The following is a 13,002-nucleotide window of genomic DNA, read 5'->3' as shown; positions in this document are numbered from 1 at the left end:
GAACTCTTTTATTTCAAGGAGGTGACACGACTCGGATTTCGTGCTGCACTGTAAGCGTTTCATGACAGCTAGAGAGGAGCACCGGCCATGAATCTGAGTTCGCATCTGCAAGAACTGCGCAAGAAACACAAGGCTCTCTCTGATCAGGTCGAACGGGCCCAGCAGACCCCGGCCTCCGACACTCTTCAGGTCGCAGAACTCAAGAAACAGAAGCTGAAGCTCAAGGAACAGATCGAACGTTTGTCTCAGGCCTGATCGGCCGCCCGGCGGCTGGCGCGCGCGGCCAGGGCCGCGCCGCCGGTGATCAGGATCGCCGCCGCGAACAGGGTGGGCGTCGGGACCGCAACCCCGGCGCCGACCAGGACCAGGGTCGACAACAGCGGCGCGGCATAGCTGGCCACTCCCAGAAGCTGGATGTCGCCCCGCTTGACCCCGATATCCCAGACATAGAAGGCCAGCCCCACCGGGCCGAGCCCCAGAGCCAGGACACTGCCCCAGCCTAGCGCGGTCTCTGGCCAGACGGTCTGTTCCAGCGCCAGATGCAGCGGCAGCGACAGGGCGGCGGTAGCCAGGCAGAAGACGGCGACGCTGGCGGTCGGGACGGTGCCCAGCCGCCGCGACAGCACCGAATAGCTTGACCAGGTCAGCGCACAAAGCAGCGCAAGCCCGTAGCCGGGCAGGGCGGCGGCGTCGAACCCGCCGATCGCGCCCCCGGCCACGATCAGCGCCGCGCCCGCGAAGGCGGCCAGCGCGCCCAGCACATGGGGCGCACGCAGCCGCTCGCCGGGCAAAAGCCCCGACATCAGCACGATCAGAAGCGGCCAGAGATAGGCGATCAGCCCGGCCTCGGCCGCGGGCGCCAGCCGCAGCGCCGAGAAGTAAAGCGCGTGATAGCCGAAAAGCCCTGCCGTGCCGAAGGCATAGACCTTCCAGGAAATCCGCCGCAGCAGCCCCGCCTCGCCCCGGACGATCACCCAGACGAGCCCCAGCGTGCCGCCGATGGCAAAGCAGAGCGCGTTCAGCTGCAAGGGCGGCACCGGGGCCGAGCCCACGGTGAACAGCGCAAGCAACGCCCAGAGCAGGACGGCGACGAATCCGGTGGCGGTGGCACGGGTGCGGGTCATGACCGAAGGCTTATCCGGGCCGGTGCGCTCCGGCCAGAGCATTGCGCCGGGGGCCGACGTTGCGTCAGGGGTATTTTTGCCAAGAAGAAGACCCCGTCTGTTTCTTCTTGGCACAAATACCCGGCGCGCAGCGCGTCCGCGGCAGCGGACCCGGAAACGGAAAGGGGCGGCCCGTCAGGGCCGCCCCGGATCGCCCGCGGGCGGGATCAGACGAAGAACTGCGCGCCGTTGGCCGAGATCGTCGAGCCGTTGACGAAGGTCGCATCGTCGGAGGCCAGGAAGACCACGCAGCGCGCGATTTCCTCGGGCTCGCCGAGGCGGCCGGTCGGGATCTGCGAGATGATCGCCTCGCGCACCTTTTCGGGCACCGCCATCACCATTTCGGTGGCGATGTAGCCCGGGCAGATCGCGTTGGCCGTGATGCCGAACCGCGCGCCTTCCTGGGCCAGCGACTTGACGATGCCGAGATCGCCCGCCTTGGTCGCGGCATAGTTCACCTGGCCGAACTGGCCCTTCTGCCCGTTGATCGAGCTGATCACGATCACCCGGCCGAACTTGCGCTCGCGCATGCCGGGCCAGACCGGATGCACGGTGTTGAAGACGCCGGTCAGGTTGGTGTCGATCACCTCCTGCCATTGGTCGGGGGTCATCTTGTGGAACGGCGCGTCGCGGGTGATGCCGGCATTGGCGACCACCACGTCGATCGGGCCCAGATCGGCCTCGACCTTTGCCAGCCCGTCCTTCGAGGCCGCGTAATCGGCCACCGACCACTTGTAGGTGGCGATCCCGGTCTCGTCGGTGAATTTCTTCGCCGCCTCGTCATTGCCGCCATAGGTGGCCGCCACGCTATAGCCCGCGGCCTTGAGAGCCTTGCTGATCGCCTCGCCGATGCCGCGCGTGCCGCCCGTGACCAATGCAACTCGTGCCATGATTCCTCCAGATGGGGGTTTGTTCTTGTAATCCTGTTATGAAATGAACGCAGGACGCGCAAGAATGTTGCGCGCCCTTTGTCATTTCGTCGCGATCAGGCGCGTTCCAGGCACATGGCGACGCCCATGCCGCCGCCGATGCAGAGGGTCGCAAGGCCCTTCCTGGCGTCCCGGCGCTTCATTTCGAAGAGCAGGGTGTTGAGGATCCGCGCGCCCGAGGCGCCGATCGGGTGGCCGATGGCGATGGCGCCGCCGTTCACGTTCACGATGGCCGGGTCCCAGCCCATGTCCTTGTTGACCGCGCAGGCCTGGGCGGCGAAGGCCTCGTTGGCCTCGACAAGATCGAGATCCTCGACCTTCCAGCCGGCTTTCTCCAGCGCCTTGCGCGAGGCCGGGATCGGACCGGTGCCCATGATCGAGGGATCGAGACCGGCGGTCGCATAGGAGGCGATCCGCGCCAGCGGTTCCAGCCCGCGCTTCTCGGCCTCGTCGGCCGACATCAACAGGACGCCCGCGGCGCCGTCATTGATGCCGCTGGCATTGCCCGCGGTGACCGAGCCGTCCTTGGCGAAGGCCGGGCGCAGCTTCTGCATCGACTCGATCGTGGCGCCGTGGCGGATGTACTCGTCGGCCTCGACGATGGTGTCGCCCTTGCGGCCCGGGACCGTCACCGGGACGATCTCGTCCGCGAAGCGGCCGTCCTTCTGCGCGGCCTCGGCCTTGTTCTGGCTGGCCAGGGCGAATTCGTCCTGCATGTCGCGGCTGATCTGCCATTGTTCGGCCACGTTCTCGGCGGTCTGGCCCATGTGATAGCCGTTGAAGGCGTCCCACAGCCCGTCCTTGATCATCGAATCGATGAACTTGACGTCGCCCATCTTGTGGCCCGCGCGCAGATGCGCGACGTGGGGGCTGAGCGTCATGTTCTCCTGCCCGCCGGCGGCGACGATGGCGGCATCGCCCAGCAGGATGTGTTGCGCGGCCAGCGCCACCGAACGCAGGCCCGAGCCGCAGACCTGGTTGATCGACCAGGCCGCCGCCTCGACCGGGAAGCCCGCATTGACATGGGCCTGACGGGCCGGGTTCTGGCCCTGACCCGCGGTCAGCACCTGGCCGAGAATCGTCTCGGAAACCTCCGATTTGTCAATACCGGCCCGCGCGACGAGCGCTTCGAGCATCGTCTTGCCGAGTTCGTGGGCCGGAACGGTAGCGAACGCGCCGTTGAAGCTGCCGACCGCGGTACGGGCGGCAGAAACGATGACGACATTGGTCATGGGTAGGTCCTTCTCCCCTGGGTGCCTGACGGGGCGACTATAGGGGATGCACGCGCAGAATTGCACCCCCCGCCAGCGGCTCGCCTCACGCGTTCAGGCCGGAACCCGCGCGGCGGCGCGCCGCAGCATCGGCCCTGCCGGAGGGCAGGGACGCGCGGAGGGGACGGATCGCGGAAAACCGGCCCGGGAATTGGTGCCCGGGCGCCGTGCGGGGCAGAAAACTGCGGGGGCGGTCGAGCGGACGGAATCGGACGCGAGACGGCTTGGACACGGCCTGATCCCTCGGGCCGTGCGCGCCGTCCGGCCCATGATTGGCGTGCCGGTCTGGCCGTTCGGCCCGCGGCGCACCAGGCTCAGGTCGCAGGCCGGTGGGCGCGGGATCTGCCCGGGCGCGGAGCGGCGGTCAGGCGCTTCGGCGCTCGCGGTTGCCGCTTCGCCAGGGCGGGACGATGGTCGGGGCGCCGAAGGCATAGCCCTGCATGCAGTCGATACCGGCAGAGGCCAGCCAGGCGGCGTCGCGCGCGGTTTCGACATTCTCGGCCACGGTGAACATGTCGAAATGCTGGGCGATGGCGATCAGCGCCGAGGTCAGCACCTGATTGTCGGGATCGTCGGCGATGCCGCGAATGAACTGGCCGTCGATCTTGAGGATGTCGAAGTAGAAATCGCGCAGATAGCGGATCGCGGTATAGCCCGCGCCGAAATCGTCCAGCGCGAAGGCGATGCCCTTGGCCTGCAGGTCGCGCATGAAGACGGTGACCAGATCCGGCATCACCATGGCCGAGCTTTCGGTGATTTCCAGGATCAGCCGTTCGGCGAGCGTGGCGTCGTCCTCGATCGCGCGGTTGAGGGTGCGCGTCCAGCGCGGATAGCCGATCGAGCGGGCGGACATGTTGATCGCAAGCCGCAGGTCGGGGCAATCGGCCAGGGCTGCCAGCCCCAGTTCAAGTGCGGCGCAATCCAGCACCCGGCCGAGTTCGGTGGTTTCCACCGTCTCGATGAATTCGCCCGCCGGAATGGTCCGGCCGCTGCGGTCGATGACGCGGATCAGACCTTCGTAGAAGGCGATCCTGCCGTTTTCCATGCTTTGGACGACGGGCTGAAAGGCCAGCACCACATCGCGCCGGTCCAGCGCGTCCTGCACCATCGCGATGACGTTCCGGTCCCGTTCCGCGACGGCTGCGGACAGCGGACTGTCCGACCCTCGGGGCGCGGCAACGCCTTTTTCATAGCTGCCGTCCGGCATTCTGACCTCCGCTTCGCTCTCCGTTCTCATGGCGCGAGAACGGTTAAGGTCAGGTGAAGGTTCGCTTTTGGTTCCAAATTTAGGAAATCCGGGTAGTCTTTCGCAACTCTCGACATGAAAAGGAAAATTCTATGGCGGAAAGGTGCGGTTGGTGTGGAAGCGAGCCCATTTACGTGGCGTATCATGACACGGAATGGGGCGTGCCCGAGCGCGACTCGCGCGCGCTGTTCGAAAAGCTGATCCTCGACGGGTTCCAGGCCGGGCTGTCCTGGCTGACGATTCTGCGCAAGCGCGAGGGGTTCCGGGCCGCCTTTGCGGGCTTCGATCCCGAGATTATCGCGGGCTGGGGCGAGGCCGAGGTCGCGCGGCTGCTGGCCGATCCGGGCATCGTGCGGCATCGCGGCAAGATCGAGGCGACCATCGGCAATGCACGCGCCTGGTGCGAGATCGAGGCGCGCGAGGGGTTTTCGGACTATCTGTGGCGCCATGTCGACGGTGCGCCGCTGCAGAACAACTTCGCCAGCCTGGCCGAGGTCCCGGCCCAGACACCGCGGTCGCAGGCGATGTCGAAGGCGCTGAAGGCGGACGGCTTCAAGTTCTGCGGGCCGACCATCACCTATGCCTTCATGCAGGCGGTGGGCATGGTCAACGACCATGTCGTGACCTGCCCGCGCCATGCCGAGGTGGCGGCGCTGGGCTGAGCGGTCAGGACCCTTCGGCCAGACTGCCCAGAAGCGCCCTGGCCTCGGGGCCGTTCCAGTCGGCCTCGCCCATCAGGCGGCCGACCTCGCGGCCCTCGGGGTCGAGGATCACCGTCACCGGCAGCGCCAGGATGCCCATCGAGCGCGCCAGCCAGGAGGACTGGTCGCGCCATTTCGGCAGATGCGCGATCTGCTGTTCGGAGAACCACCGGTCGATGGCCTGGGGCGGGTTGCGCCCGGTGGCCACGGTCACCACGGCAAGCCGGTCGCTGTCCGCCGTCGCGGCCAGCGCCTCGAGCGTCGGCATTTCGGCCAGGCAGGGCGGGCACCAGGTGCCCCAGAAGTTCAGCACCACCCAGCGGCCGCGATACTCGCCGAGGCTGCGTTCGGCATCGGTCTCGTCCAGAAGAACGGCATCGGGCACCGCCTGCGGTTCGGCGTGGAACACCAGTTTCTTCATGGTGCCCTCGCGCATCGCTTCGAGCGTGGCGATGTCGGCGGCAGGAGCCGCGTTTGCACAGAGCCCGAGGGCGATGTAGAGGACGAGCGACCTTAAGACCATGTTTCCCTCCGAAGGGGGCCAGCCGATGACCAAAGACCAGACCCAGACCCGTTCCAACGCCATGTGGGGCGGACGTTTCGCCAACGGGCCGGACGCGATCATGGAGGCGATAAACGCCTCGATCTCGTTCGACAAGCGCCTTGCCCCGCAGGATATCGCAGGCTCGCGCGCCCATGCCGCCATGCTGGCGGAAACCGGTATCCTCACGGTTAAGGATGCCGAGGCGATCCGGGAAGGCCTGCTCACGGTCTTGTCAGAGATCGAGGCCGGGTCCTTTACGTTCTCGACCGCGCTCGAGGACATTCACATGAATGTCGAGGCGCGGCTGAAAGAGATCATCGGCGAACCGGCGGGGCGGCTGCACACCGCGCGGTCCCGGAACGATCAGGTGGCGACCGACTTCCGGCTGTGGGTGCGCGACCAGGCCGATGCGGCGATGGCCGGGCTTGAGGCGCTGATCCGCGCGCTGCTGGCGCAGGCCGAGGCGGGCGCGGACTGGGTGATGCCGGGCTTCACCCATCTGCAGACGGCACAGCCGGTGACCTGGGGCCATCACATGATGGCCTATGTCGAGATGTTCGCCCGCGATCTGTCGCGATTCGGCGATGCGCGCGCGCGGATGAACGAAAGCCCGCTGGGGGCTGCGGCGCTGGCGGGCACCTCTTTCCCGATCGACCGGCACATGACGGCACAGGCGCTGGGCTTCGACCGGCCGATGGCCAATTCGCTGGACGCGGTCAGCGACCGCGACTTCGCGCTGGAATTCCTGGGCGCGGCCTCGATCTGCGCGATGCATCTGTCGCGCTTCGCCGAAGAGCTGGTGATCTGGTCCTCGGCGCAGTTCCGCTTCGTGGCGCTCAGCGACCGGTTCTCGACCGGATCGTCGATCATGCCGCAGAAGAAGAACCCCGACGCGGCCGAGCTGATCCGGGCCAAGATCGGCCGGATCTTCGGTGCCAATGTCGCGCTGATGACGGTGATGAAGGGCCTGCCCTTGGCCTATTCCAAGGACATGCAGGAAGACAAGGAACAGGTCTTCGACGCGGCCGACACGCTGATGCTGGCCTTGGCCGCGATGGAGGGCATGGTGCGCGACATGACCGCGAACCGCCCGGCGCTGGAAGCGGCCGCCGCCAGCGGCTTCTCGACCGCGACCGATCTCGCGGACTGGCTGGTGCGCGAACTGGGCCTTCCGTTCCGCGAGGCCCATCACGTCACCGGCACCCTCGTCGCCATGGCCGAGACGAAGGGCTGCGACCTGCCCGACCTTTCCCTCGCCGAGATGCAGTCGGTGCATGAGGGCATCCGCGAGGACGTGTTCGGCGTGCTGGGCGTGCATAATTCGGTGGCCAGCCGGATGAGCTATGGCGGCACCGCACCCGAACAGGTCCGTGCCCAGATCGCCCGCTGGACCGAGCGGCTGGGATGAGACGCGGCGCGACATTTGCCGCGTGCCTTGCGCTTCTGGCGCTGGCGGGGTGTGCCCGGCCGCATGGCGGGGTCGCGGTGTCGAATGCGGGCGATGTCAGCGGCGGGGTGTCGGCGGGCCGCGTCGCGGTCGGCGCCGGACCGGGCGGGGCCCGCGCCTCGGCCAGGGTCGTGGACACCGGCAGCACGGCTGTTACGGTGGGCACCGATGGCGCCTCGGTCGGGCTGCGTCCGCGCGGCGCCCCGGTGCGGCTGATCCTTGGTACGGGAGGAGTGGGAATTGGCTTCTGATCGGTTGTTTCGGCCGCGGGGCAGCGCGGCCCTGGCGGCGGTGCTGGCCCTGACGCTTGCGGGCTGCGGGCTCGACGGCCCGCCCGAACCGCCCAAATCCGAAGCCGGGACCGGCTTTTCGGTCAGCGGCACCGCGGAAATGGGCGTCGTCGGAGGCAACCGGCCATGAAATACCTGCGCTATCTCTTTCTCGCGCTGGCGATCTGGGGCGCGATCCACCCGATATTCTATTTCATGCGCTGGATCCTCGCCAATGACTGGGACTGGGGCGGCATGATAGATGCCTGGTATGTCAATGACAGCGCCACCGGCCTGACCTGGGACCTGACGATCAGCGCCATCGCGCTGACGCTGTGGATCCTGATCGACAGCGCCCGGCGCCGCGACGCGCTGGGGCTGATCTGCATCCCGCTGACCTTCGGCATCGGCCTGTCCTGCGGCCTGCCGCTTTACATCTTCCTGCGCTCGCGGCCCTCGAAAGCCGCCTGAGCCCCCCGGAGACCCCAATGGACCATTTCCTCTACCGGAGCGGTGTGCTCCATGCCGAGGACGTGTCGCTGGCCGACATCGCGGCAACGGTGGGCACGCCCTTCTATTGCTATTCCGTGGCGACGCTGACCCGCCATTTCCGGCTTTTCGACGAGGCGCTGGCGGGCACCGACCATCTGGTCTGCTATGCGATGAAGGCCAATTCCAACATGGCCGTGCTCAAGCTGATGGGCGATCTCGGCGCGGGCATCGACGTCGTGTCGGGCGGCGAATACCGCAAGGCGCGCGCGGCGGGCGTGCCGGGCGAGCGGATCGTCTTTTCCGGCGTCGGCAAGACCCGCGAGGAAATGCGGCTGGCGCTGGAGGGCGGCATCCGCCAGTTCAACGTGGAATCGGAACCCGAGATGGCGGCGCTGGACGAGGTCGCGCGGTCGATGGGGCGGGTCGCGCCCATCGCGGTCCGGGTGAACCCCGATGTCGATGCGAAAACCCATGAGAAGATCGCGACCGGCAAGTCCGAGAACAAGTTCGGCATCCCGATCGCCCGCGCAAAAGACGTCTATGCCCGAGCCGCCGCGATGCCGGGGCTTCGGGTGCTGGGGATCGACGTGCATATCGGCAGCCAGTTGACCCAGCTCGAGCCCTTCGAGCAGGCCTATGGCAAGGTGGCCGAGCTGACGAAGGTGCTGCGCGCCGAGGGCCACGACATCCGCCGGCTGGATCTGGGCGGGGGGCTTGGCATTCCCTACGAACGCTCGAACGCGGCGCCGCCGCTGCCGGTCGAATATGGCGCCATGGTCAAGCGCGTGCTGGGCGATCTGGAGGTCGAGATCGAGATCGAGCCCGGACGGCTCATTGCCGGGAATGCGGGCGTTCTGGTCAGCCGGGTGATCTATGTGAAAGAGGGCGAGGGGCGGACCTTCCTGATCCTCGATGCGGCGATGAACGATCTGGTCCGGCCCTCGATGTATGGCGCGTATCATGACATCGTGCCGCTGAGGGAACCCGCCGCCGGAACGGACTATGCCCCTCATGACGTCGTGGGCCCGGTCTGCGAGACCGGCGACACCTTCGCCAAGGCGCGCGACCTGCCGCCGATGGCCGAGGGCGATCTTGTGGCCTTCCGTTCTGCCGGGGCCTACGGCGCGGTGATGGCGTCGGAATACAACACGCGCCCGCTGGTGCCCGAGGTGCTGGTCAGCGGGGATCACTTCGCCGTCATTCGCCAGAGGCCGTCCTTTGACGAGATCATAAACCGCGATACCATCCCGGAATGGTTGTGACCCGGCACCCCGCCCGGGTCCGCCGCCGGATGGGAGCATGACCGAGCGCACGCCGATCCCCGACGACGCCCTCACCCACCTGCGCTGGCCGCTGCGCCTGACCTGGGCGGGCCTTTTGGCCGAGCGTCTGTGCCGGGCCTTCTGGCCGCTGGCGAGCCTTCTTCTGCTGATCGCATCGGCCCTTGCCTTCGGGCTGCATGACCTGCTGACCCGCGGGACCGCGCTGGGGCTGGGGGGCGCGCTGCTGGCCGCGCTTCTGGCGACGGTCGTCTACGGCGTCCGCGGCTTTCAGCGGCCAAGCCGGGCCGAGGCGCTTGACCGGCTCGACCGGACGCTGCCGGGGCGGCCCATCTCGGCCCTTTCCGACAGTCAGGCCATCGGCGCGGGCGATCCCGCCTCCGAGGCGGTCTGGCGCGCCCATATCGCGCGCATGGCGGCCCGGGTGCAACACGCGCGCGCGGTTCCCCCCGATCTGCGTCTTTCGTCGCGCGACCCCTACGGTCTGCGCCATGTCGCGCTGATCGCCTTTACCGTGGCGCTGGTCTTCGGGTCCTTCCTGCGCGTGGCCAGTGTCGCCGATCTGGGGCAGGGCGGCCCGGCGCTTGCCGCCGGACCGACATGGGAGGGCTGGATCGAGCCCCCGGCCTATACCGGCAAGCCCAGCCTTTATCTGAACGACATCACCGATGACGCACTGGCCGTGCCTCAGGGCAGCCGGATTACCTTAAGGCTTTACGGCGCGGTGGGCGCGCTTGGCGTGACCGAAACCGTCTCGGGCCGCGAAGAGGGGGCCGAGGCCCCGCCGCCCGAGGGCACCGACGCCATGGCGCAAAGCTTCGAGGTGGTGAAGGACGGCCGCGTCGAAATCGACGGCCCCGGCGGCCGCGCCTGGCAGATCGTGCTGAGCCGCGATATCCGCCCGGAAATCCGGCTGACCGGCGATCTGGACGTCGCGGCCGATGGCGAGATGAAGCAACCCTTCTCGGCCAGCGACGATTACGGCGTGACCCGGGGCGAGGCGACGATCACGCTCGATCTGGCCCGCGCCGACCGCCGCTATGGCCTGGCCGCCGATCCCGACCCGCGCGAGCCGCTGGTGCTGGATCTGCCGATGCCGATTTCCGGCGACCGGCGGCAATTCACCGAAACCCTGGTCGAGAACCTGTCCGAACACCCCTGGGCGGGGCTCCCGGTCCGGATCGAGCTGGCGGCCGAGGATGCGCTGGGCCAGCGGGGCGTGTCGGCCCCCGTCGAGATGGTGCTGCCCGGGCGGAGGTTCTTCGATCCGCTGGCGCGCGCGGTGATCGAACAGCGCCAGGCGCTGCTTTGGGCGCGGGCGAACGCCCCCGAAGTCGCGCAGATCCTGCGCGCGGTCAGCTACCGGCCCGACGAGATCTTCCGCAACGAAAGCGCCTATCTGCAGCTTCGCGTGGCGATCCGGCGGCTCGAGGCTTCGGCCGCCGCGCTGACCGCCGAGACCCAGACCGAACTGGCCAAGGCGCTTTGGGACATCGCCGTGCTGATCGAGGACGGCGACCTGTCGGATGCCGCCGAACGGCTGCGCCGGGCGCAGGAACGGCTGGCCGAGGCGATGAAGAACGGTGCCAGCGATGCCGAGATCGCCCAACTGATGGACGAGCTGCGCGAGGCGATGCAGGACTACATGCGCCAGCTGGCCCAGCAGCAGCAGGAGAACGGTCAGGAGCAGGCCCGGAATGGCGAGACGCAGGAAATCACCGGCGATCAGCTTCAGCAGATGCTGGACCGGCTGCAGCAGCTGATGGAAGAGGGCCGGATGGACGAGGCCCAGCAGCTTTTGCAGATGCTCCAGCAGATGATGGAGAACATGCAGGTCACGCAAGGTCCGGGCGGGTCGTCTCCGGGCCAGCAGGCGATGGAGGGGCTGGCAGAAACGCTGCGCGACCAGCAGGGCCTGTCCGACGATGCCTTCCGCGACCTGCAGGACCAGTTCAATCCCGGCGGCCAGCAGGGCCAGGGCCAGCAGGGTCAAGGTCAGCAAGGGCAGGGCGAAGGCGAGCCGGGCCAGGGGCAGGGCGGAGCGCAAGGCCTCGCCGACCGTCAGGACGCGCTGCGCCGCGAACTGGAACGCCAGCAGCAGGGCCTGCCCGGTCTTGGCGCCTCGCCCGAGAGCGAAGCCACGCGCGAGGCGCTGGATCGCGCGGGCCGGGCGATGGACGAGGCCGAGCGGGCGCTGCGCGACAACGATCTGGCCGGGGCGCTGGACGATCAGGCCGAGGCGATGGAGGCGCTCCGCGAGGGCATGCGCAATCTGGGCGACGCGCTGGCCCGGAACCGGCAGGAGGGCGGCGAGGACGGTCAGGGCATGGGCCGGGCCGATGCCGGCGGCGAACGCCGCGACCCGCTGGGCCGCGCGCCGGGCTCGACCGGGCAGGTCGGCACCGAGGACAGCATGCTGCAGGGCGAGGATGTCTACCGCCGCGCCCGCGATCTGCTGGACGAGATCCGCCGCCGCTCGGGCGAACAGAACCGCCCCGATCTCGAACTCGACTACCTCCGGCGCCTGCTCGACCGGTTCTGATCGCGTCACCCGCAAGTCGCGCGGCTGTGCTAGGCTTCCCTTGGGTCACCGGTCGCAGGGGAGGCGGGCGTGAAAATCGTCGACTGGAATCTCGAATGGATGAACAAATGGTTTTCGGGCAATGCCCGGCCGCGCTGGGGCTCGAACGAGCTGTCGGCGGACGAGGCGCGGACCTGTGCCCGCAAGGCCGCCGCGGTGATCGACGCGCTGGCGCCCGACCTGCTCTGTCTGCAGGAAGGCCCCAGCGCCGAGGCCGAGATGGCGTTGTTTATCGACGAGTTTCTGTCGGATGCCGACGGGCCGCGCTTTGAGGCGCTGATCGGTTCCGACGGGGGCGCGCAGAAGCTTTACGTGCTGCGCCGCCGGGACGGGCTCGTGCGCGCGGTCGAGCGGGCGAGCGATGCCGCGACCTTGGCGCTGACCGAGCCCTGGGCGGCGGACGTCAATGGCGACATGCTGTTGGAGGGCTATGACTTCACCCGGCTGCCGCTGGTGGTCGATATCGACCCGGTGGGCGGCGCGCCGGTCCGGGTCGTCGTGCTGCACACCAAGTCGAAATATGTCCATGGCGGCGAGGCGCTCTGGCGCGATCCGGTGCGGCGGCAGGAATTCGTGGTGGCGGCCTTGCTGGCGCGCAGGCGCATTTCGGCCGAGGGCTTCCGGCTGCGTGCCTATCTCGACACGCTGGTGACGGACGACCCGGCGGCGCGGATCGTGGTCACCGGAGACTGGAATGACGGGCCGGGGACGGATTTCTTCGAGCGGAGCTATCTGACCCATAACGTGGCCGATATCGTGCTGGGGTCCACCTTCACGCCCGAGCTGATCTTCCGCCATCCGCTGCTGGCCCATGTGCCGCCTGCGGCGCTGTTCACCGCGCGCTTCGACGATTTCGTCGACGAGGTGCCGGACCGTCCGCTTTTGCTGGATCATTTCGCGATCTCGCCGGGGCTTGCGCCCTGGGTGCAGGCAGCCGGGATCGCCCATGACGCCTATGAGGCGGAACTGGACGGGTCCGGCGCCGCGCGAACCCAGCGCCCGAGCGATCACCGCCCGATCTGGGTCGAGTTGAGCAAGCCTTTGACGGGATAAGGCCCCGGCCCTGCAGGACCGGCGAT

General features: G+C 68.2%; 14 protein-coding genes. 9 read left to right on the top strand and 5 right to left on the bottom strand.

Features of this window, described 5'->3' with window-relative positions; all coding sequences use genetic code 11:
• The first annotated feature begins 87 nt into the window (after positions 1-87).
• Complete coding sequence (locus DSD19_RS09360) at positions 88-255, top strand: YdcH family protein (protein ID WP_075785329.1); 168 nt, start codon at positions 88-90, stop codon at positions 253-255.
• On the opposite strand, the gene DSD19_RS09355 is transcribed toward DSD19_RS09360, so the two are convergent.
• The 4 genes from DSD19_RS09355 to DSD19_RS09340 all read right to left on the bottom strand — a co-directional run bounded on the left by DSD19_RS09355 (position 246) and on the right by DSD19_RS09340 (position 4,570).
• Positions 246-1,124, bottom strand: a complete 879-nt coding sequence (locus DSD19_RS09355) for a DMT family transporter (protein ID WP_113669377.1) — start codon at positions 1,122-1,124, stop codon at positions 246-248. The two genes, DSD19_RS09360 and DSD19_RS09355, sit on opposite strands and share 10 nt — an antisense overlap.
• 206 nt (positions 1,125-1,330) lie before the next feature.
• Positions 1,331-2,053, bottom strand: a complete 723-nt coding sequence (phbB, locus tag DSD19_RS09350; protein WP_113669376.1) for an acetoacetyl-CoA reductase — start codon at positions 2,051-2,053, stop codon at positions 1,331-1,333.
• 95 nt (positions 2,054-2,148) lie between these two features.
• On the bottom strand, positions 2,149-3,324 hold the full coding sequence (locus DSD19_RS09345; RefSeq protein WP_113669375.1) for an acetyl-CoA C-acetyltransferase: 1,176 nt from the start codon (positions 3,322-3,324) through the stop codon (positions 2,149-2,151).
• 403 nt (positions 3,325-3,727) lie between these two features.
• Positions 3,728-4,570 carry an EAL domain-containing protein gene (locus DSD19_RS09340; protein WP_113669374.1) on the bottom strand — a complete coding sequence of 281 codons (843 nt, stop codon included), beginning with the start codon at positions 4,568-4,570 and terminating at the stop codon, positions 3,728-3,730.
• 131 nt (positions 4,571-4,701) lie between these two features.
• Here DSD19_RS09340 and DSD19_RS09335 point away from each other — a divergent pair, with 131 nt between their 5' ends.
• Positions 4,702-5,271, top strand: a complete 570-nt coding sequence (locus tag DSD19_RS09335; protein WP_113669373.1) for a DNA-3-methyladenine glycosylase I — start codon at positions 4,702-4,704, stop codon at positions 5,269-5,271.
• A gap of 4 nt (positions 5,272-5,275) precedes the next feature.
• Here DSD19_RS09335 and DSD19_RS09330 read toward each other — a convergent pair whose 3' ends face one another.
• Positions 5,276-5,833 (bottom strand): TlpA disulfide reductase family protein, encoded by a 558-nt coding sequence (locus tag DSD19_RS09330; protein ID WP_113669372.1) that lies wholly within the window; start codon positions 5,831-5,833, stop codon positions 5,276-5,278.
• Positions 5,834-5,858: 25 nt separating this feature from the next.
• Between DSD19_RS09330 and argH the strand changes: the two genes are divergently transcribed.
• The 7 genes from argH (at position 5,859) to DSD19_RS09295 (ending at position 12,976) form a co-directional block, all read left to right on the top strand.
• The gene (argH, locus tag DSD19_RS09325) at positions 5,859-7,262 is read left to right on the top strand and encodes an argininosuccinate lyase (protein ID WP_075787523.1); all 1,404 of its coding nucleotides are present in this window, start codon (positions 5,859-5,861) and stop codon (positions 7,260-7,262) included.
• The gene (locus DSD19_RS09320) at positions 7,259-7,552 is read left to right on the top strand and encodes a hypothetical protein (RefSeq protein WP_113669371.1); all 294 of its coding nucleotides are present in this window, start codon (positions 7,259-7,261) and stop codon (positions 7,550-7,552) included. The genes argH and DSD19_RS09320 overlap by 4 nt, the downstream gene beginning before the upstream one ends.
• The gene (locus tag DSD19_RS09315) at positions 7,542-7,721 is read left to right on the top strand and encodes an argininosuccinate lyase (protein ID WP_243627846.1); all 180 of its coding nucleotides are present in this window, start codon (positions 7,542-7,544) and stop codon (positions 7,719-7,721) included. Before DSD19_RS09320 ends, DSD19_RS09315 begins: the two co-directional genes overlap by 11 nt.
• Positions 7,718-8,041 carry a DUF2834 domain-containing protein gene (locus DSD19_RS09310; protein WP_113669370.1) on the top strand — a complete coding sequence of 108 codons (324 nt, stop codon included), beginning with the start codon at positions 7,718-7,720 and terminating at the stop codon, positions 8,039-8,041. Before DSD19_RS09315 ends, DSD19_RS09310 begins: the two co-directional genes overlap by 4 nt.
• A 17-nt stretch (positions 8,042-8,058) precedes the next feature.
• Positions 8,059-9,324 carry a diaminopimelate decarboxylase gene (gene lysA / locus DSD19_RS09305; protein ID WP_113669369.1) on the top strand — a complete coding sequence of 422 codons (1,266 nt, stop codon included), beginning with the start codon at positions 8,059-8,061 and terminating at the stop codon, positions 9,322-9,324.
• Positions 9,325-9,361: 37 nt separating this feature from the next.
• Complete coding sequence (locus DSD19_RS09300) at positions 9,362-11,884, top strand: TIGR02302 family protein (protein ID WP_113669368.1); 2,523 nt, start codon at positions 9,362-9,364, stop codon at positions 11,882-11,884.
• A 69-nt stretch (positions 11,885-11,953) separates the two neighbouring features.
• Positions 11,954-12,976 (top strand): endonuclease, encoded by a 1,023-nt coding sequence (locus DSD19_RS09295; RefSeq protein ID WP_113669367.1) that lies wholly within the window; start codon positions 11,954-11,956, stop codon positions 12,974-12,976.
• Positions 12,977-13,002: the final 26 nt, after the last annotated feature.

The sequence above is a fragment of the Rhodovulum sp. BSW8 genome (assembly GCF_003314725.1).
GTDB lineage: Bacteria > Pseudomonadota > Alphaproteobacteria > Rhodobacterales > Rhodobacteraceae > Rhodovulum > Rhodovulum visakhapatnamense.
The sequence above is the reverse complement of the archived record's forward strand: the minus strand, read 5'-3'. Positions and strand labels throughout refer to the sequence as shown.